The sequence below is a fragment of the Rhodoblastus acidophilus genome (assembly GCF_900187365.1).
GTDB lineage: Bacteria > Pseudomonadota > Alphaproteobacteria > Rhizobiales > Beijerinckiaceae > Rhodoblastus > Rhodoblastus acidophilus.
This window is the reverse complement of sequence record NZ_FYDG01000001.1, coordinates 665,688-686,762: the sequence shown is the minus strand read 5'-3', so window position 1 is coordinate 686,762 and position 21,075 is coordinate 665,688. Positions and strand designations below refer to the sequence as shown.

The window sequence follows — 21,075 nt, the reverse complement described above, 5'->3', positions numbered from 1 at the left end:
ACTTATTCGGCGGGCAGCAACTGGCTGCTGCGCTTGATGATGTCCGTCGTGGAGCGGCCCGGCACGAGGTCGATCAGTTTGACCTCGCCGCCATAGCCGAGAACGATGTCGGCGCCGACGACGGTCTCCACCGTATAATCCGAGCCCTTGAACAGCACGTCGGGGCGAAGCTGCTCGATCAGCGCCAGCGGGGTGTCGTCGTCGAAGCTCACCACCAGGTCGCTCGACTGCAGCGCGGCGATCACGGCGGCGCGGTCGGGCAGCTTGTTGATCGGCCGGGTCTTGCCCTTGAGCCGGCGAATGCTGTCGTCGCCGTTCAGGGCGATGACGAGGCGGTCGCAGGCGGCGCGCGCGGCCTGCAGCATGGTGACGTGGCCGCGATGCAGAATGTCGAAACAGCCATTGGCGAAGCCGACCTTCAGGCCGCGCCGCCGCCACAGTTCGACGGTGGCCGTCGCCTGCGACAGGTTGGCGTATTTCTCGCTGATGCGCTCGACGCCGCGATCGTTGGCCTCGAACGCGTCGCGCAATTCGTCGATGTCCAGCGTCGCCGTGCCGAGCTTGCCGACCACCACGCCGGCCGCCGCATTGGCGAGCTGCACCGAACGTTCGAGCGGATAGCCGGCGGCGATCGACAGCGCGGCGGTGGCGATCACCGTGTCGCCCGCGCCGGAGACGTCGAACACTTCCTGCGCCTTGGCGCCGATCGAGAACACCGAATCCGGCCCGACCAGCATCATGCCCTTTTCCGACCGCGTCACCAGCATGGCGCCGGCCTGCGCGTCGGCGATCAGCCGCCGCGCCGCCGCGGCGATCTGGTCCTCGGTGTCGACGGGGCCGCGCGCGGCGGCGCGCAATTCCGACAGATTGGGCGTGATCAAAGTCGCGCCGCGATAGAACGCGAAGTCGTTGCGCTTGGGATCGACCAGCACCGGCACGGCGTGGTCGCGCGCGGTCTTGATCGCATGGGCCACCACCTCCTGCCGCAGCGCGCCCTTGGCGTAGTCGGACAGGATGATCGCGTCGCATTGCGGCGCCCAGTGCGAGATCCGCTCCATCATCGTGGCGAGATCCTCGTCATGGATCGCGGCGCTGTTTTCCTCGTCGACGCGCACGATGTGCTGGTGATTGCCGAGAATGCGGATCTTGTTGATCGTCGGGCGGCGGCGCGACACCACGCAGGCGTCGGTGAGGCCGGTCATCCCGTCGATCATTTTCGAGGTTTCGCGGCCGTTCAAATCGTCGCCCAGCACCGCCACCAGCACGGCCTCGCCGCCCAGCGAGGCGATGTTGCGCGCGACGTTGCCGACGCCGCCGAGCATCGCCTTGGTTTCCGTCAACAACACCACGGGCACGGGCGCTTCCGGCGACACGCGCGACACGTTCCCATAGTAGAAATTGTCGATCATGATGTCGCCGATACAGAGAATACGGCTTTTCCTAAAGTCCAGGTTCATCAAGGCCTCCGAATTCCCCCGCCGACGCCCTTGACGCCTCCAGCCGCGCACGGCTGGAGGCGGCGGCTTGGCGCGCCAGCTACCGTAAGTGCATTATCCGCATGACGTTATTGAGAACGTGTCGAGATTGTCATTGTTAACATTCTCTTGTCAAATCGAAATGTTGTGCAGCAGCCATTTCCAAAAAAAAATCTGTAATCAGGCGAACACGTTTCATGATTAACATCTCAACATGAGGGAATGTCAGTATGGACGCTTGGTAAAGGATTGAGATTCAAAATATCTTGCGCTATTGTGTCTGTTGTATCGCAAGATCAATCCGATCGAGGCCGCGTTCGCCTGTGTTGAGGAGCCGTGAGAGGCAGACTGGAATCCGTTTCGGGGGCTTGCGTCGGCGGCTGGGTCTGGAATGAGGCTGCTCCGGGCGAGCGCGTCGTCTTCGCCTTGCGGGTCAACGGCCATCAGGTTCATGTCGGCGTCGCCGACCGCCCGCGCGGCGATCTGCTGAAACACGGCATCGGCGATGGCGGCCACGCATTTTCGACGCCCTGCGATCCCGCCTGGTGGAGCGCCCAACGCAATCTCGTCACGCTTCATGCGCCGCCCGACGCGGCGCCGCTTGGCGACGCCATTTCTTTCGCGCCGCCGCCGCCCGCCTCCGTCCTCGAGACGCTCGCCGCGCGCTATTGGATGCCGGCGGACAGGCTGGCCGCGCTGCTCCGGGATGCAAGCGATTTGGCGTCGCCCTCCGCCGCCGAGGGGAGTTTGGCGCCGATCCGCGCCGCCGCGCCGCCACTGCCCGGTCTGGTCGGCGCCGAGGCGGCGGCGCTGCTGGCGAACAGCCTGTTCGGCGCCCGCGACTGGGACGAAGACGCGCTGGCTCGAGCGGTCGAGCCGCTGGTGCGGGCGCGGTCATGGCAGGCGGTGGAGCTGGCCTGCGCGAGCTTTCCCAAGGACGCGCCGCTCTCGCCGCGCATGCTGGGCTGGCGCGGCCGCGCCTTGCTCGCTTTGGGGCGGGTCGAGGAAGCTATTTCCACGCTGACGCAGCTCAAGGCGTTGGCGCCGGAGCGGCATGGCGATTTGTTTTATCTCGGCCTCGCCCTGGCGCGGCGCGGCCTGTGGGCCGAGGCGCTGGAGGAGTTCGAGCTTTGCGTCGCGCGCGATCCGGCGCGCAGCCGCTATCTGCACGAGGCGGGGCGGGCGATGATGCAGCTCGCCTTCGGCTGCTATGGCGTGCGCGCGCCGCAACCGCGCTATCTCGAACCCGCGCTCGCCGCCCTGCGGCGGGCCTTGGCGGCGGAAGACGCGGAATGGCGCGTGGGGTTCGATCTGGCGGCGCTGCTGGCGTCGAAGGGAGAGTCCGACGAAGCCGCCGCGATCGTCGAAACCAGCGTGCGGCGCTGGCCGACGCGCGCGCCCGCTCTGGTGGAGGCCACGCGGCTGGCGCTGCGTCTGGGCGATTTTCCGCGCGCGCTGGATTATGCCGAACGCGCCGCCGCGCTCGATGGCGCCCATGACGCGATCCGCTTCAATCTGCGCCTCGTCCGTCACCTTCAGGAGCTGGACGTTCCCGCGCCGGGCGACTGCGCGCGGGCCGATCCCGACGCGCCGTGCGACAGCTTGCGCGCCGGTTCGTCGCAATGGCTGGCGGCCGACGCGCTCGATCCCGCCGAGGCGCGCCGCCTGATCGCGCGGCGCGGGTTCGGCTGGGCCGCCTGCATCGCCGAGGACGGCGCGGACAGCCCCACGCTGTGGCGCCGCGCCTTTCTGCTGGCGCTGCTCGACGCCGGGCTGGCGCGGCCGGACGATCCTGTGCGCGCCGTGCTGCAACTCGCGCAGACCTTGGGGCGCCGCGTCCCGGCGCCGGCCGCCGCGCCCGAACCCGATTCGCCGCGTATTCTGCTGCTGTCGCGCCATGGCGCGCATCGTTTCGGCGGCGGCGAGCATTTTCTCGCCAGCATGGCCACGCTCTACCGCGACATGGGTTTTGACGTGCTGATCGCGGGGCAGGGCGGCCGCAACGCCGTTCATCCCGACGCGGCGGAGGGCGTGGTTCACGCGACCGTCTCGGCCGATCCCGCCGCCTTGCTGCGCTTCGTGGTCGAACAGCGCATCGGCTGGGTTCACGTGATTTCCGGCATGGCGCTGGAAGTGGTCGCCGCGCTGCGCTGGCTCGACGTCCGCATCGTCCACGGCGTTCATTTCTGGCGCGACATGCTGACGCCGCCGACGCCCTCGCCCGGCTTCTACCCCGAGGTGGACCGGCTGCCGCCGCGCCGGGAATTCGCCCTGGTGGCGCAGGACGCGGACGTTCTCTACGCCAACTCGCCCTACACCCGCGACATGATCGAGGCCCGCTTCGGCCTGCGCGCGCCGGTGCTGGAATCGCGCCCGCCGGACGTTGAGGGCGCGGCGCCGGCGCGCGGCGGCGACGAGGTTCTGCTGGTCAACAGCCGTGCGGAAAAGGGTTTTGATTTCCTCCTGAAGGTGGCGAAGTTGCTGCCCGACATCGCGTTTCGCGCCGTCGCCAGCCAGTCGGACCGCGCGGCGGCTGAGGCCGAAGTCGCGCAGGCGGGGCTGGACAATGTCGCGATCCAGGATGCCGTCGCGGACATGGCCGATCTCTATGCCAACGCCCGCGTCGTCTGCGCGCCGAGCTTCCATTTCATCGAGACGTTCAGCCGCGTCGTGCTGGAGGCGCAGCGTTTCGGCATTCCCGTGATTGGCGCCGACAAGGGCAATATTCCGCATCTGCTGGCGCGCAGCGGCGTCGCGCTGCCCGAGGCGTCCGAACTGTGGGCGCGGGAAATCCGCCGCCTGTTCGACGACCCCGGCTATTGGCGCAAACGTTCGGCGGCGGCCCGCGCCGCGTCGGAGGAGCGCCCGTTTTCGGCCCAGGCGCCGCGCCTGCGGCGGCTGATCGCGGCGGCGCGCGCGCCGTTTCTGCTCGGCGTCGGCTCGGGCCTCGGCAACATCATCCACGCGACGCCGCTGATCGGCTTTCTCGCCCGCAAGCTGGGCCGCCCCATCGACGTGCTGGTGGCCGGCGACCACGACGGCATGACGTTCATTCCCGCCCATCCCGACTACGCCAACCACGTTTTCTCCACCCGCGCCGCCTTCGCCGGCCGGCGCTACGACACGGTGCTGCTCACCCACAGTTTCGGCCAGATGGTCCCGCCCTTCGCCTGCGAGACCGTGCTGCAGTCGCGCGCCGTCGATGCGTTCACGCCGGGCCATGCGCTGCACGAGGCCGAGTTCAACCTGGCGACGGCGTGCCGCCTGCTGGGCCTGACCTACCGCCCGGAGGAGGCGCGCGATTATTTTATCGGCGGCTACCGCTACGAGCCGCCGCCGGAGCCGCTGATCGGCCTGCACGCCGGCTCGAAAGCCGGCCTGTGGGCCTCGAAACGCTGGCCGCATTATCGCGAATTGGCGCGGATGCTGCGCCTGCGCGGCTTCCGCGTCGCCTCGTTCGGCACGCCGGACGAATATGTCGAGGGGACGATCGACCTCACCGGCGGCTCCATCGAGGAGATGACGCGCCGTATGCTCGCTTGCAGCCATTTCGTCGCCAACGACAGCGGGGTGATGAACATCGCCAACGCGCTGGGCATCCCGCTGGCGGCGCTGTTCGCGCCCACCAACCCGCGCACGCGCGGACCGCTGCGCCCGACCTCGCGGGTGGTGGCGGTGCGCTCGGCCTGCTCCCCTTGCGAAATCGTCGAGCCTTATCGCAGCGCCAAATTCAAGACCGGCGAATGTCGCTGCATGGCCGAAATTCCGGTCGAGGCGGTGATGGCGGCGCTCGATCTGCCCCATTCTTGCGCAGTCGAACTGGGGGTTGCGCAATGACGGGAAAGAAAAGACAGGCCGCTTCGTGGCTTACAAGCGCGCCTGACCTAGAGACGACAATCGGTTCACAATCTCGACTGTCTAGGTTATGCTCGCTTGAGTTGAAATTTTCGATTGCAGTTCTGGAGGTATAGCCAAATGATCGTGGCAGCCGCTCGCATCCTTACGCAACAGGCCGAATTTTGACCGCCATGCGTCCTCTTCCAGCAGGGCCGGCGGCGGCGCCTGAGATCGTTTACGAAAACGCCGATGTGCGCGTCGTGGTTTTCGATGTCGGCGGCGACGATCTCGTGCTGTCCTTCAGCAACATGCTGTTCAAGGCCAACGGAAACGACTTTTGGGGACGGCAATTCTACCAGAAGAACGGCTATTCCGCCGTCGGTTTCGTGGCCAAAGGCCCCAACTGGTTTCCGGCCGCCTCCATGGCACCGGCGATCGCAGCGGTTCGGCGGATAATCGGAAAATTCAAGACGCGCATCGCCTATGGCAATTCCATGGGCGGCTATGCGGCGTTGAAATTCTCGCATCAGCTCGGCGCCGACGTGGCCATCGCCTTCAGCCCGCAATATTCCATCGACCCCGCCGTCGTCGGCGCGTTCGAAAAGCGCTTCACCACCTGTTTCGACCCGTCGCGCCATGCCGAAATGGCCATCCGGCCGGAAGACTGCACGGCGCGCGCCTATATTTTCTTCGATCCGTTCGAGGAGCCGGACAAACGCCATGTCGAGCTGATCTCGGCCGCGCGGCCGGAGGTTCGGCGGCTCGGCGTGCCGATGACCGGTCATCACAGCATCACGGTCTTCGCCGGCTCCGCCAGCGGCAATCTGCTGCTCGATTGCTGCAAGCAGGACGATTGCGAGCGGCTGCGCGGCTTCATCGCCCAGGCCCGCCGCCGCAATCCCACGCGCGCCAGCTATATCGCGGAGCGGCTGGTGTTTCGCCATCCCGCCTGGGTCGGCGGCGTGCTCGCCAAGGCGGAAACCGCCGCGCCCGCGCATGATCTGGCGCGCTGTTACATCCACATCGCCCAAATCCACCGCGACGCCAAGCGTCTGCCGGAGATGAACGCCTGCGCCGACAAGGCGGCGCAGGTGGTCCAGACCCTGTCGCTGGAGGATCGCGCGTTCCACCGGCTCAACGGCGTGCTGCACGCCGCCGCCGGCCTGCTCGCCCACGGCCGCGATTTCGAGGCCGCCGCGCGGGCCAGCCGGGCGTCGGTCATCGGCGCGCCAGGCAACACCGGCTGCCTGCGCCGGCTGATGCGGCTCGAACTCGTCCTCGGCCACATGCGCGAGGCCATCGAGATCGTGAGCCATCTGCTGCATCTCGACCCCGCCCTGCTGGAAACGCTGCAAAAGGATCTGCAGAACCGGCACGGGCAAACCATCCTCGACCTGCTGCCGACCATCGCCGAGGCCGTTCGCGCGGGCAAGGCGAGCACGCCCGGGCCGTGGCTGGCGGGCCTGCTGAACCAGGGCGGCGCCGGCGACCCGCGCGCGGCGGACGTGTTGAAGAAAGCGCGCGCCCTGTTCCAGGACGGCGAGGACGAGGCCGCCGAACGCCTGCTGGCCGAGGCCGCCAAAACCTTCCCGGACGACGCCGACATCCGGCGCGCCCTGCTGGCGCATTACAAAAATCACAACAGATTCGCCGACATCGTCGAGGCCCTCGCGCCCTATCCCCGCGAGAGCCTGCAGCCGGACGCGTTGCGTCTGCTCGCCCGCGCCCTGATCAGGACCGGCCGCGACGACAAGGCTGTCGAGGCGCTGACGGTCCGGCCGACCGAAACCGCCGGCGACGCCGCGCTGCTCGCCTCCGCTTTGTTCAACCTGAAGCGTTACGACGAAGCGGCGGCCGCCGCCGCGACCGCGCTGGCGCGCGACCCCGACAACGCCGACGTCGTGCGGCTGTGGGCGCGCGCGCTGCGCGCCTTGAAGCGTTACGACGAAGCCTTGCCGCTGTTTGAACGGGCGCGCGATCTTCGCCCGGCTCTGGCGCGGTCCCATTTCGAACTTGGTTTGGCCTTGCTGGATTTGGGGCTGTGCGAGGCGGCGTGCGACGCGCTGGAGCGGGCGCGGGCGCTCGACGCGTCGAACCCGCCGCTGCTGATCGAACTGGCGCGCGCCCGGATTCGGCTGGGCGAACGCGGCGCCGCGATGGACCTGCTGCTGCAGGCGCTGCGGCGCGATCCCGGCGACATCAGGGCCGGCGTGGAGCTGGCGCGCTGCGCCGGCGCCCTCCGCCGGTTCGAGGAGATCGCGCCGGCGATGCAGGCGCTGCTGGAGCGTCATCCCGACAATCCCGACGTCCTCTACGAAGTTGGCCGCGTCTGCGCCGACCCCGGCCGGGCGCGCGACTTGTTCCAGAAGGCGTTGGCGATCAAGCCGGATTTTCATCAGTGCCATCACCGGCTCGCCCGGCTGGCGCACGACCAGGGCGGCCTCGATGAGGCCCTCCGGCATTATTCCGCCGCCATCGACCAGGCTTTGCATCTGGCCGGCTACCGGCTGGATCGCGCAACCGCCCATCTCGACCGCGGCGACGCGGACGCCGCCCGGCGCGATCTGGCGCGGGCGCTGGAGATCGAACCCAACAATGCGAAGGCGGGCCAGCTCGCCCAACGCGCGCGCGAGATGAAGCCGCAGACCGCGGCGGAAACGACGCGTCTGGCGGAGTCGTGAGCGAGGCCTCCGCCTTGCTCACGACGCATGTGTGACTGGCGCGCCGATCGCTGACGCCGAACTGGCCGCAGCGTCGCTGCGTCAAGCAGGCCGCAGGCCGTCGCGAAATCACCGGATGCGATCCGGCGCGGCCGGCGCGCCGGAATTGACGAAGCGGCGTCTCATTTGAGGTTGAAGTGGAATGGAAGTCGTCATCTGCGGAACATCCAACTCACTGATCCGAGACGGATATGTGTGGGGAATCCGGGAGCATCCGGCCGTGTCCCGGCTGTGCAACTACGCCACCGGCGGCAGCACGTCCGTCTTGCTGCCGCGCGTCGGCGCGGAATGCGACACCGAAAACTTCGACTTCGTCGTGTTCGATTTCTCGCCGAACGAAGATTTCTTCCATTTGCGGAATCTGTCGTCGCCGGCCGAGATCGAGCGCCGGCTGCTGGACTTCCTGTCCCGGCATATGTCCGCCAAGACCATTCCCGTCATGGTCGTCATGCCCATGGTCATCGGCTTCGCCGAAGACCGCAAGATGCATCTGGGCCTGCTGGAGATCTGCAGGAAAAACGGAATCATCGTCTTTGACGGCTACAAGTTCATCAAGAAGGCGTGCCGGCTGACCGGCAGCAATCACCGCATCTATTTCTCGGACCGCGACCATCTGAAGCGCGAGGTCGCCCATTTCTTCGGCGAGCAGGTCGCCGATGTTCTGAGCCGGATCGACCGTTCGAAGATCGCGCGCCGCGAGACGGCGATCGAGGTTCCCGCCTACCAGTTCGTCAGCCTTGTCGCGCCGGACTCGGAGGCCGCGATCGCCCGGCGAACCTCGGTGTGCGGGTCGCATTTCGTGGCGGTCGGGCAGGGCGAGGGTCCGAAAATCACCCTGGACGCGCCGGCGACCCTGATCGGCGCTGGCGTCAATGTCGCGCAATCCTCCGGCCAGCTCGTCGCGCTGTCAGGGCCGAACCGGACCTCGATTCCCGTCACCCACGCCCATCTTTATCGTCCCGACCAACGGGACAACATCAAGTCGCTGGTCTACATGGTCCGGCCGACGCCGGAGCTTGAAGGCGAAACATTCGAGTTCCGCGCCGGCCGCCGCGAGGGCGAAGACGGCCTGATCGAAATGTCCGGCGCCGTGTTTCGCGGGCCGGCGACGGCGCGGACCTATTTCGCGCCCGTGCTGCCGGACGAGCTGCGCGACATCGATCTGGAAATCAGCGACGCCTTCGTCGCGCATATCGAGAGCGTTCTGAAAAAGACGCTGGCGGCGACGGTGGCGATCGACGCCGCGCCGCCGGACGCCTCGACCGAGGAAATCGAACGGCGCTGCGTGCTGGCGACCGGCCACATCAAGGCGGGCGACCTGTTCGAGGCGGAGAAAGCCTTGGCCGGGCTGTCGCCGGACGGCGGCGACATTCCGAACCTGTCGCACGTTTTCGCCACGCTTCACATGGCGCGCCGCGATTTCAAGCGCGCCGAAGCGATCCTGTCGGAGGCGCTGGCGACCAATCCCGGCCATCTCGGGCTGATGCGCACGCTGTTCCGCCTGCATGTGTCGCAAGCGAAATTCGCCGAGGCGCTGGCCTGCGTCAAGGACGCCGACTGGAGCGAACTGACCTCGGACGAATTGCACTCGCTGGGGCGCAGCGCGCTGAAATGCAAGCAGAACGCCCTGGCGGTCGCCGCCATGGAGGCCTGCATCGCGCGCGGTTCGCCCTCCGCCAACAATTACGCGCTCCTCTCCACCGCGTTTTACGCGATGAAGGATTTCGAGCGCGTGCTTTCGACCTGCGAAAAGCTGTTCGAGCTTGAACCCAACCGGGCCAATTCCATCCGCGAATATGCCCGCGTGCTCAAATATATGGGCCGGTTCGAGGAGGCGCTGCCCCATTTCGTCAAATTGCGCGACTTGAGTCCGGCGGACAGCCGCTCGCACATCGAACTGGGCTGGGCCTACATGGACCTGCGCCGGCTGGAGGAGGCGCGGGACGCCTTCGAGGGCGGGCTGGCGCAGCATCCCGACAACACGGATTTGCTGTTCGAACTGGGGCGCGCGCAGGCGCGCCTGGGCGACCGCCGCGCCGCGTTCGAGAATTTCGAGCGCGCATTGAAGCGTGATCCCGGCCATCTCAAGGCGGGCCTCGAATATGTCCGTCAGGCCATGACGATGCGCAAGTTCGAGATCGCCAAGTCGGCGGCGGAAAATCTCATCGCCGTCCATCCCGCACATCCCGACGTGCTGTTCGAATTCGGCCGCATGAGCCTTGAGACCGCCGCGCCGGAACGCGCGCGCGAGTGCTTTCTCAAGGCGCTGGCGCTCAAGCCGAAATTCCACCAGTCGCATTACCGGCTGGCGCAACTGGCCCTGCGCGAGCGCAACATCGACGAAGCCGTCGAGCGTTATTCCGCCGCCATCGCCATCGAGCCGGACCGCATCAGCTATCGCATCGACCGCGCCCGCGCGCTGCTCGCGCTCGACCGGTTGGAAGACGCGGCCAAGGACGCCCGGCATGCGCTGCGCTTCGAGCCGAGAAACCCCAAGGCGCTGCAGATCGTCAAACTGGTCGACGGGCTGTTCGGCGAAAACAACGATCCCTCGGTCGCCGTCGCATTTTTCCAGCCCGGCGCCGAGGCGGCGGCGTTCGGCGCGCGCCTGAGCCAGGTTGCGGCGCCGCATCGCGCCTTCGCGCCCGGCGCGGGCGAAAACCGGCTGGCCGAGCCGGCCTCCGAGGCGCTGGCCGCCCTGTTCTCCGTCAGCGACGCCGGCTGGCTCGGCCTGATCGAAGACGCCGACCGGGCCGAGGCGGCGCTGCGGCTGCTGGCCGACGGCAAGACGCTGTCGGCCCAGCTCAAGCATGTCGGCCCGTCGGTCGGCCTCGTCGAGATCGGCCCGTCGGACGCGCCCGGCGTCGTCCTCTACCGGCGCGAATTCCTGCACTTCGTTTTTGACGCGGCGCCGCTCCTCAACAGCCCTTATATGGACCTGCTGAAGGCGCACCACGACAAGATCCGCGCGGTCCAGATCGACCCGACCGGCAAACTGACGCGGCGGCGGCCCGAGGCCAAGGCGAAGGAGCCGCGCGAGGTTTTCCTGATCTCCCGCCACGGCATCGAGCTTTACGGCGGCGGCGAGCAGTTCCTGCGCGGCATGTCCAAGGTCTATCGCGGCCTCGGCTATGCGCCGCTCATCGTCGGCATGCGCAACGACGTGCCGCAGGTGATCTATGGCGAGCGCGACGGCGAGCGCTTCGCCGAAATCCAGCCCATGCCCGCCGATGTGTTCGCGCTGGCGCTGGTCCACGAGCCGGCGGTGGTCCATGTCCTCAGCGGCCTCGGCTACGAGGTGGTTACGCCGCTGAAATATCTGCATCTCCACACCGTCTATGGCACGCATTTCTGGCGCGACATGTATGAGGAGATCGGCGGCTATCTCGATATCGACCGCCACGCCGTGCCGAAGCGCGAATATCACGCGCTGATCGAGAACGCCTCGGTCATCTATTCGAATTCGCATTTCACGGCGGAGATGAAGCGCAAGCATTTCGGCTTCTCCACGCCGATCGTCTATTCGCTCACCGACGACGTGGCGACGGAGCCTTCGCCGCCCGGCGATTACGCCCTGCTGGTCAACGCCCGCCCCGAAAAGGGCTTCGATCTGATCCTGGAAGTCGCCAAGCGCGCGCCAAAAGCGCGGTTCCTGGTGATCGCCAGCCAGAGTCCGGTGGCGCAGGCCGAGGAAATGGTCGCCGCCGCCGGCGTGACCAACATCAAGGTCATCGGCCGCACCTCGAAAATGGAGGAGACCTATCGCGGCGCGCGCGTCGTGCTGGTGCCGAGCTACGCGTTTATCGAAACCTTCTCGCGCGTGGTGATCGAGGCGCATCGCCTCGGCGTGCCCGTGGTCGGCTCGGATCGCGGCAACGTGCCGTATCTGCTGACCGAATCCGGCGTCGCTCTGCCGGAGGACGCCGACGCCTGGGCCAAGGAATTGACCCGGCTGTTCACCGACGACGGCTATCACGCGGCGCGGCGGCGGATGGCGCTGGAAAACTCGCAACGCTACGCCTTCGCGCGGCAGCCCGAGCGCATCCGCCGCATCCTCGGCTATTGCAACAACCGCATCCTCGTCGCCGTCGGCGCGGGCCTCGGCAATATCGTGCAGACCAGCCCGCTGCTGCGCCGGATGTCCGAACATTTCGGCCATTCCATCGACGTCGTGGTCAAAGAGGATTTCAAGGGCTGCAGCTATCTCGCGGCGGGCGCCCCCTGGGTCAACATGGTGTTTCCGCTCGGGCGCAACGTGCTGCAGCGCGAATACGATCTCGTTTACGTCACGCACTCGTTCGGCGACCTCATCCCGTCGTTCAACAGCAACAAGACCATCGCCGCGCGCCGGCATTATCCGTTCGGCATGACCCAGAACATGCACGAATCGGAATTCAACCTGTTCTGCGCCGAAAAGCTGCTGGGCATTCCCTACGAGAAGGGCGACGCCGCGAAATATTTCGTCGCCTCGGCGGAAAAATCGCAATTGCCCAATGGCGTGATCGCGCTGCACTCGGGCGGCAAGGGCGGCGAATGGGTCGGCGGCTGGCTCAACAAGCGCTGGCCCTATTACCGCGATCTGGTGGTCGAACTACAGCGGCGCGGCTTCAAGGTCGCCTCCTTCGGCGTCAAGGACGAATATGTCGAGGGCACCATCGACATGACCGGCACGTCGCTGCCGGTCACGATCCAGAATCTCAGCCGCTGCAGCTATTTCATCGGCAACGACAGCGGCGTGATGCACATCGCCGACGGCCTCGGCGTTCCCCTCACCACGATTTTCGGACCGACCTCGGTGGTCAAGAACGGTCCGCTGGCGCCGACCAGCTCCGTGCTTGAACTCAAGAAGGAATGCGCGCCCTGCCAGTTTGACGAAAAACGCTTCTCCACCTGCACCTGCATTTCCGAAATCACGCTGGAGCGTTACCTCGAACATATCCTCGCCCATATGGCCGAGATCGGGGTTCTCGCGGAATTGCAGGCCGAGCCGGCCGATGCGGCCGAATGATCAGCCCGAGGACGACATGACCGAAACGAAACAGTTGAGCGCGTCCGATTGCAAGGACGATCGCGCCGCGCTCGCAGCGGCGCGCGCGTTGCTGCAAGCCGGCGAGTCCGAGGCGGCCGCGCGGGTGTTGGACGAGGCGTTCCGGCGTTGGCCCGAGAGCGGCCGGATCGCCCTGCAACGGGCCGAACTGGCGCGCCGGAGCCGGGATTTGCGCGGCGCGCTGGAGGTTTACCGGGCGATGCTGGCGCAATCGCTCGACCCGAAGCTTCAGGCGCTGGTTTGCGCGCGGCTCGCCACCGTCAGCCTGCAAGTCGGCGATTATCGCCAGGCGGAGGAGGCCGCGAATTTGCTGCTGGCGCGCGCGCCGGGGCATGTCGTCGGTTTTCGCACGCTGGCGACGGTCGCGCTGGCGCGCGGCGATTTCGACGCGGCGTTGCAAAACGCCCGCCGCGTGGCGGAAAGCCAGCCGGAGCGATCGGACAATCTGGTGTTCCTCACCCAGTTTCTCGTGCTGACCGGCCGGGTCGCCGAGGCGGCGGCGGCGGTCGAAGCCGGATTGTCGCGCCACCCCGACGATGACGCGCTGCAGCGCAAAATGGTCGAGTTCCGGCTGCGGCGCGGAGAAATCCAGCAGGGCCGCGACATCGCGCGCGCCTTGTGGGACCGCGATCCCGATCATCCCGCCAATGCGCTGTTCATGAGCCGCGCCGAGGCCGCCACCGGCGACGCCGACGCGGCCACGGCCGTTCTTGAAACGGCGTTGCGGCGCCATCCCGATCATCTCGGCCTGCTCTGCCAATATTCGGACCGCCTGCGCGTCAACGGCGATCTCGCCCGCGCCATCGAGGTCGCCGAGCGCGCCGTCGCCCTCGATCCGGCCAACGCCGCCGGCCCGTTGCAACTGGCGCGCTGCCACGGCCATCAGGGACGCGCCGACCTGGAGGAGCAGGCGATCCGCTCCGTCCTGTCGCTCAATCCCACGGCCACCGTCGCGCTGCGTCGGCTGGCCGAACTCCAGCTCCGGCAGGGGCGGCGCGATGAGGCGATGGCGCTGGCGCGGCGGGCGGAGGAGATCGATCCGTCGGATTCGCGCACCCACGAGCTGCTGTCGCGCCTCTATCTCGCCGCCGGCCAGAACGACGAAGCCCGGCAGGCCGGCCGGCGCGCGACGGAACTGGCGCCGGTGCTGCCCGACCATTTTCGTCGCTATGGCGACATTCTTGTCCGACTTGGCGAGGTCGAGGCCGGACAAAGTTGGCGGCTGCGCGCCGCCGACGCCGCCGTCGCCAATGCGCCGCATGACATCGGCCCGCTGTTGCGCCGCGCCAGAACCCTGCTCGGCGCCGGGCGCGTGGAGGACGCCGTGGCCGACGCCCGCCGCGCCATGGATCTGGCGCCGGCCTCCGGCCAGCCGGCGTCGCTTCTCGCCGAGATCGCCGTGCTCCAGCGAAATCCGACTGAGGCCGAATCCTGGTGGCGCCGCGCCATCGCGATCGAGCCGCGTTTCGCGCCGCCGCATCTCCGCCTGATCCGCGCCCTGCTGGGCCGCAGGGATCTCGCCGGGGCGGAGGCCGCCAGCGCCGACGCCTTGCGCGTTTCTCCCGCCGATCCCGCGCTGCATCGGGCGCGCGCCGACGTCCTGCTGGCGCTCGGCCGCGCCGATGAGGCGCTGCAGGCGGGGCGGGCCGCCGTCGATCTTGCGCCGGCCCTTCCCGCCAATCACGACACGCTGGCGCGCCTGCATCTGGCGCGCGGCGAGATCGCAGAGGCGCGGGCGGCGGCCGAACGCGCGGTGGAGCTGCCGCCGCCCCATCCCAGCCATATCAAGCGGCTCGCCGCCATCCTGCTGCGCCAGGGCGGCGAGGAGCCGCGCGCCCGCAGCCTGTCGATGCAGGCCGCCGATCTGGCGCTGGAGCTGTCGCCCAACCGGAGCGGGCCGCTGCGCGAAAAAGCCCAGCTGCTGATCGAGGAGGGCGCGCTGGACGAGGCCGAGCCTCTGCTGCTGCGCGCCGTCGAAGCGTCGCCGTCCGAGACCGGCGCGCTCGCCCGCCTGCTGATGGCTGTGGCGATGCAGCGCGGCCGCGCCGGCGAGGCGTATGGATGGATGAAAAAGATCGCGCCCTTGCGCAAGGAGGACGTCAATCCGCTGGGACAGCTCGGCATGCTGCTGGCCCAGGCCGGCGACACGGCCTCGGCCATTGACGCGACGCGGCGGGCGCTGGCGCTGCGGCCGGACCTCACGCGTCTCGGCTATCAGCTGAACGCGCTGGAGAGTCAGGTCTTCGCTTGAGAAAAGAGGGCGGCGATTGATGTCGATGCTTGCGGATCGCGCCGCCAACGGCGCCCCGGCGGCGCCCCGCTGCCCCGCCAGCGAGCGCCTGCTGCTGTCGACGCCGGCGCCGCCGCCGACCGCCGCGAAATGGCAGATTTATGTCGATCTGCAACAGGCTCCGCTCGAAGGCGCGCGCACCCTGCTGTTCGGCGATTCGCTGGCGCGCCGCTGGCCGGCGGCGTTGATCTCCGCCCTGTTTCCCGGCCCGGCCTTCAACCTTTCCGTCAGCGCCGATCACATCCAGCATACGCTGTGGTGGATGAAGCTGCCGAGGGTGCGGGCGCTCCAGCCGGAAACCGTGGTGATCTTCGCCGGCGCCAACAATCTGCGCGCGGGCGTCTGCGCCGCCGCCATCGCCCTGGGACAGCGCGCGCTCGTCGCCCAGGCGCGCAGCCAATGGCCGCGCGCCCGCCTCGTCATGCTGGCCGTGCCGGCGAGGGGCGAGGGGTTCGACTTCCGCGACGCCGACCGGCGCGCCCTCAACGCCTTGACCCGCGCCATGCTGGCGGGGATCGACAGGTCCGTCTGGGTCGATCTCGACGAGGCCGGCCCGCCAAACCCGGAACATTACCTCCCCGACCTGACGCATTTCAGTCCGGCCGGCTACGAAGACCTCAACAGATTGATGGAAAGCAAGCTTGAAGATGGTCGATAATATCCTGATCATGGGCACCTCCAACTCGCTTCTGAAACGCGGTTGGGTCGAGGGCTTGCGCAAGGCTCTGCCGAACGCGAACATCGTCAATATTTCCATCGGCGGCTCGCCCGGCACGCAATATTGCTGCGCCATTCCCCAATATGACTTCTCGAAGTTCGATTACGTCGTGTTCGACTCGGTGCCCAATGACGAGTTGGGCGAGGACTTCATCGGCGATCCCATGTTTCTCAACCGGGTGACGTTCGAGATCGTCAGCACGATCGCGGCGCAGACCAAAGTGATCGTGCTGGGGTTCTGCATGGCGCGCCATGCGGTCAAGCCCAGCGACATCTATCTGGAGCGGCGCAGAATCGCCGCGATCTGCGGGGCGCAATTCATCAGCATGCGCGAATTCGCCATGCGCTACGGGCACAGCATTCTCGGCGGCTCCGACGATCTGATTTTCGAGACCTACGCCCATCCGCGCCAGGCGATCCAGAATCGCGTCGGTTTCGAACTCGGCGCGTTGCTGGCGCAGGGCGCCTTCCCCGAGTCCGGCATCCGCGCCGAATCCTTCGCGCATCATTTTTCGACGTTCGATCCGGCGGCGGCGGACTCGACGGTGGGAGCCGTGGTCAACAAGAAGAACAGCCTGATGGACGTGAACTTCCGCGTCTTCGACGGCGATTACACCTATCCGGTGCCGGTCGACCTTCCCTGCGTCGGGTTCTACATGGATATCCTCAACACCCGCTGCTACGTGAAATTGGCCGGCCCCAAGGGGGCGCGCGTCAAGGAATATATGTTCAACATTCAGCCGGAAAAATTCGAGGTCCGGTTCATTCCGATCCTGAACGGCTTCAGTGTGAGCGAAATGACGGTGGCCGGGCGTTTCCTGCCGTTCGAGCGCTCCGCCTTTTCGACGCTGGCGAACTGGCCCAACAAGCTGCGGCCCGCGCAGCTTACGCTCGGCAAAATGGGGTTCTGGGGCGGCGCCGCCTACGCCGCATCGCCGCGCCGGGAGTCCGACGCGTTGGTGCTGCACCGCGCCATCGAGGCGAAAATTTCAGCGCAGTACGCGGCGCGCCCGGAACAGCATTGGCAAACGCCCACCGGCTTCGAATGAGCGGGCGGGGCCGCGTAAACCTATTGCGCGCGCTCAAAACCCCGGGGCCATCCCTGGTAGAGCACATCGGCATAGTCCACGCCATTGGCGCTCAACACCCCGCCGGCGCCGCGGCCGGGCGCGTCGATCAGCATCGCGCGTCCGCGGGGGGCGGCGTTGCGGACGATCCGCATCGGCGCATTGCCGGGCGCCTGCGCCGCGAGGCTCATTTGGGCGCCGTCGCTGCGGTTCGCCAGCGGCGCCGTCTCAAGCTGGGCGATCCATTCCGCCGCCCCCAGCCCGCCGCAGGAGGCGGCATGGGCGAGGAACGACAGTTGCAAATGGTCGCGATCGGTTCGCCACAGCACGCGCATCGCTTCCTGCGCCTGTTGCGGGGCGTCGTCGCGCACCTCCGCCGGCTGGCTGGCGTCGGCCGCGAGAATGCGGATCGCGGCGCATGACCGGCCAACGCGCACGAAGATCGTGCGCACGTCGTCGTTCAGGCGGCGGTCGGCGGCCAAAGGCGCGCCGTTGACGCGAATCTCGTTGGCGTAGCGCGGCAGGATCAGGCTGAGCGAGATCGGCTGGGCGTCGGGATCGCCGCTTTTCGAGACCGAGAAACTGCCGAGCGCCCAGTCCTTCGATTGCGCGATCACCGGGTTCAGGCCGATGGCGCCGGAATGGCGGCGGCCCCGCCCCATGGGCACGGTCTGGCCATAGCCGAGATCGCGCTCCGAGGCGATGAAGCTGATGGTGACCTGCGGACCGTCGTCGCGCAGCAGGTCGATGGCGAAAACCTTGGACGTCGATGACAGATTGCCTTGCGCGGTCGCGCCCATGGCGGCGCCGCCGTCGACATAGAGCGAGCGCACCGCGGCGGGATCGGCGCTCCAGCGGGCGAGGATCCAGCGCGGGTTGACCCGGTTTAGCGCCTCGATGCCCGGCGGCGCGCGGTAGCCGCCCGGCAGCGCGTTGAGATAGGGGTAGATTTTCTCGATGATCTGATCGACGGGCAGGGCGCATTTGCCGCAGCCGAGATTGCCGAGGAACAGGCTGATGTAGCCGGCGCCGTGGATCGGATCGTAGTCGCGGCTGTGGGCGCCGACCAGCTTGCCATTGACCAGCGACAGCGAAAGATCGACCCAGAAAAAATCGAGGATGTTGCGAATCGTGGTCCGGTCGCGCTCGTCGCGGGCGTAGCGGTAGGCGACGGTCAGCGAGTTCAGGTCGGTCGAATAATAGGTCGGGCTGGCGAATTCCGCGACGCCATGGTCATGAACGGCGCTCCTCCACGCGTCGAGCAAAGCCCGGCCGCGCGCCAACGCCTGCGCGTCGCCGAGCGCCTGGCCGATCAGCAGCGTATCCACGGCGTTCATCAGATAAATGTTGGTGTAATTGACGTCGACGGAACGGCCGAGCGCCCGCAGCGCCAGCCGCGCATGGGCCTCCAGCTCGCGCTGCGCCGCCGGGGACAGCCGGTCGCGGAAGCCGATCAGAATCGGCCCCCAGCTCTGCACGCCAAATTCATTGGCGTTGTCGTCCTTGACCTCGCCGCCGCGCAGCAGCCAGGGCAGAGCGCCCGTCTCCGGGTCTTGCGCCGCGAACACCTGGCGCAGCAGCGCCTCGGCCACGCCGGGATCGCCGCCCAGCGCGAGCTGGGCCAGCGCGGCGTTGCTGGCGTCGCGCGCCGAGAGGATTCCATCCGGCGCGGCCAAGCGGTTTTCGATGTCGGCGATGCGCTGCCGGAACAGCGGCGGCAGTTCGGCCTGCAGGTCGTGAGCCCAGGCCGGCGCTTGCGCCAGAGCGAGGAAAAGGACCAGGGCGGCGGCCCGCCGCAAGACGAGAAAACGCCGGTTCCGCATGAGGCGCGCATCCAATAGGGACTCGATGCGGCGCAGCCTATCGGGTCGATGCGGCGCGAGCAACCAACCGGCGGCGGGCGCCGCGCGCATTGCGCGCGAATCGCCGTTCGGCCTCTGGCGCGTCGCGCCCGCGGCCCCATATACAGGCCGTCCGCCGATCCGAGGCGAAACGTCGCGCGCCGCAGGCGCAATCCGCCGGTTTCCCGAGCGTCACAGGCGCCCGCCACCCCCCACCCTTAGTCCTACACGCGCGTTTCGACCTTGCGCGTATTGTCGCACTAAGCTACGGAACGAACAAATCCGGCTGCGGTGGCAAGGGTTTTGCACCTGACCCAGCGTTGTCGGACGCCTCCCTCCCAAGACCGCAAAGCTTGGGGCGGAGCGCAAAAACCAGAGCCAGATCAGGAGACAAGGCAAAGCATGTCGGTTCTCAACGCCTATCTGCCGCTGGTGATTTTCATCGCCATTGCGACAGTCTTGTCGGGGGCGCTGTTGGTTGCGCCCTTCCTGCTCGCCCCCAAGGCGCCCGACGCCGAAAAACTTTCGGCCTACGAATGCGGCTTCAACGCCTTCGACGACGCCCGGATGAAGTTCGATGTCCGCTTCTATCTGGTCTCGCTGCTGTTCATCATCTTCGACCTCGAGGTCGCTTTCCTGTTTCCCTGGGCGGTCGCCTTCCGTACGATAGGCGTGTTCGGCTTCTGGTCGATGATGCTCTTCCTTGGGGTGCTGACCGTCGGCTTCGTCTACGAATGGAAAAAGGGAGCCCTGGAATGGGATTGACGCCCGAAACGTCTTCGGCCTCGGGTGATGCGGCGACGAGAACTCTGATCGCGCCGACGCCGCGCGGCATTCTCGATCCGCGCACCGGCAAGCCGATCGGCGCCGACGATCCGACCTTCCTGGCCATCAACGACGAGCTTGCCGACAAAGGTTTTATCGTCACCGCCACCGACGATCTGATCAACTGGGCGCGCACCGGCTCGCTGATGTGGATGACTTTCGGTCTGGCGTGCTGCGCCGTCGAGATGATGCAGGTGGCGATGCCGCGCTACGACGTGGAGCGGTTCGGCTTCGCGCCGCGCGCCTCGCCGCGCCAGTCCGACGTGATGATCGTCGCTGGCACGCTCACCAACAAGATGGCCCCGGCTCTGCGCAAGGTCTACGACCAGATGCCGGAGCCGCGCTATGTGATTTCGATGGGCTCCTGCGCCAACGGCGGCGGCTACTACCACTATTCCTATTCGGTGGTGCGCGGCTGCGACCGCGTCGTGCCGGTCGACATCTACGTTCCCGGCTGTCCGCCCTCGGCGGAGGCCCTGCTTTACGGCATCATGCTGCTCCAGCGCAAAATCCGCCGCACGGGCGCGATCGAACGCTGAACGGACAAGAAAATGCGCGCCTTGAGCGCGAGGGGGAGTCGAGATGACGGACGCCACAGCTGTGCTGGAACACGCCCAGAGTCTGCGGGATCGCTTGCAGGCGCTGTCGGAAAAGATTGAAGCCGGCCTGGGCGCGGCGGTGGTCTCCGCGACCATCGCCTATGACGAACTGACCGTCGTGTTCGATCCGGCGCGCTGGATCGAATCCCTCACCTTCCTGCGCGATAACGGCTTCATCAGCTTCATCGACCTGACGGCGGTGGACTGGCCGGCGCGGGAGAAGCGGTTCGACGTGGTCGTCCATCTGCTCGACCCCGCCGCCAACCTGCGCATTCGCGTGAAAACCGACGCGGACGACATGAACCCGCTGCCGTCGGCGGTCGGAATCTGGCCCGCCGCCAACTGGTTCGAGCGCGAAGCCTACGACATGTATGGCGTGCTGTTCTCGGACCACCCGGACCTGCGCCGCATGCTCACCGATTACGGCTTCGACGGCCATCCGCTGCGCAAGGACTTTCCGCTGACCGGCTATGTCGAAGTGCGCTACGACGACGCGCAGAAGCGCGTGGTTTACGAGCCGGTCAAGCTCAGCCAAGAATTCCGCACCTTCGATTTCCTGTCGCCCTGGGAGGCGGCGAAATACGACCTGCCCGGCGACGAAAAGGCGACCAAGGGTTGATGCGGCGTTTCGTTCCCCTGTCTCCGGTTTCGAACGCG

Annotated in this window: 11 protein-coding genes; 9 read left to right on the top strand and 2 right to left on the bottom strand. The window is 67.3% G+C overall.

Going from position 1 to position 21,075, the window contains the following annotated elements; all coding sequences use genetic code 11:
* Positions 1–2: 2 nt before the first annotated feature.
* Positions 3–1,457 carry a D-glycero-beta-D-manno-heptose-7-phosphate kinase gene (rfaE1, locus tag CFB24_RS02835; RefSeq protein WP_088519034.1) on the bottom strand — a complete coding sequence of 485 codons (1,455 nt, stop codon included), beginning with the start codon at positions 1,455–1,457 and terminating at the stop codon, positions 3–5.
* 354 nt (positions 1,458–1,811) lie between these two features.
* Between rfaE1 and CFB24_RS02830 the strand changes: the two genes are divergently transcribed.
* From CFB24_RS02830 to CFB24_RS02805, 6 genes are all read left to right on the top strand, one after another.
* Entirely contained in the window at positions 1,812–5,312 is a 3,501-nt protein-coding gene (locus tag CFB24_RS02830) for a glycosyltransferase (protein WP_141098325.1), read from the top strand.
* Positions 5,313–5,503: 191 nt separating this feature from the next.
* Positions 5,504–7,993 carry a tetratricopeptide repeat protein gene (locus tag CFB24_RS02825; protein ID WP_088519032.1) on the top strand — a complete coding sequence of 830 codons (2,490 nt, stop codon included), beginning with the start codon at positions 5,504–5,506 and terminating at the stop codon, positions 7,991–7,993.
* Between the two features lie 259 nt (positions 7,994–8,252).
* Positions 8,253–13,040, top strand: coding sequence for a tetratricopeptide repeat protein (locus CFB24_RS02820; protein ID WP_141098324.1), 4,788 nt, complete (start codon positions 8,253–8,255; stop codon positions 13,038–13,040).
* Between the two features lie 16 nt (positions 13,041–13,056).
* Entirely contained in the window at positions 13,057–15,330 is a 2,274-nt protein-coding gene (locus tag CFB24_RS02815; RefSeq protein WP_158255147.1) for a tetratricopeptide repeat protein, read from the top strand.
* Between the two features lie 19 nt (positions 15,331–15,349).
* On the top strand, positions 15,350–16,027 hold the full coding sequence (locus tag CFB24_RS02810; RefSeq protein ID WP_088519029.1) for a GDSL-type esterase/lipase family protein: 678 nt from the start codon (positions 15,350–15,352) through the stop codon (positions 16,025–16,027).
* Complete coding sequence (locus tag CFB24_RS02805) at positions 16,011–17,135, top strand: hypothetical protein (RefSeq protein WP_141098323.1); 1,125 nt, start codon at positions 16,011–16,013, stop codon at positions 17,133–17,135. Before CFB24_RS02810 ends, CFB24_RS02805 begins: the two co-directional genes overlap by 17 nt.
* Before the next feature lie 20 nt (positions 17,136–17,155).
* Here the strand turns inward: CFB24_RS02805 and CFB24_RS02800 are convergent, their stop codons facing one another.
* Positions 17,156–18,976 (bottom strand): hypothetical protein, encoded by a 1,821-nt coding sequence (locus tag CFB24_RS02800; RefSeq protein ID WP_141098322.1) that lies wholly within the window; start codon positions 18,974–18,976, stop codon positions 17,156–17,158.
* Positions 18,977–19,396: 420 nt separating this feature from the next.
* Here CFB24_RS02800 and CFB24_RS02795 point away from each other — a divergent pair, with 420 nt between their 5' ends.
* From CFB24_RS02795 to CFB24_RS02785, 3 genes are read left to right on the top strand one after another with little or no spacing between them, the layout of a single operon-like run.
* On the top strand, positions 19,397–19,759 hold the full coding sequence (locus CFB24_RS02795) for an NADH-quinone oxidoreductase subunit A (RefSeq protein ID WP_088519026.1): 363 nt from the start codon (positions 19,397–19,399) through the stop codon (positions 19,757–19,759).
* Positions 19,750–20,358 carry a NuoB/complex I 20 kDa subunit family protein gene (locus CFB24_RS02790; RefSeq protein WP_170068143.1) on the top strand — a complete coding sequence of 203 codons (609 nt, stop codon included), beginning with the start codon at positions 19,750–19,752 and terminating at the stop codon, positions 20,356–20,358. The genes CFB24_RS02795 and CFB24_RS02790 overlap by 10 nt, the downstream gene beginning before the upstream one ends.
* Positions 20,359–20,401: 43 nt before the next feature.
* Positions 20,402–21,037 (top strand): NADH-quinone oxidoreductase subunit C, encoded by a 636-nt coding sequence (locus CFB24_RS02785; RefSeq protein ID WP_088519024.1) that lies wholly within the window; start codon positions 20,402–20,404, stop codon positions 21,035–21,037.
* Positions 21,038–21,075 lie beyond the last annotated feature (38 nt).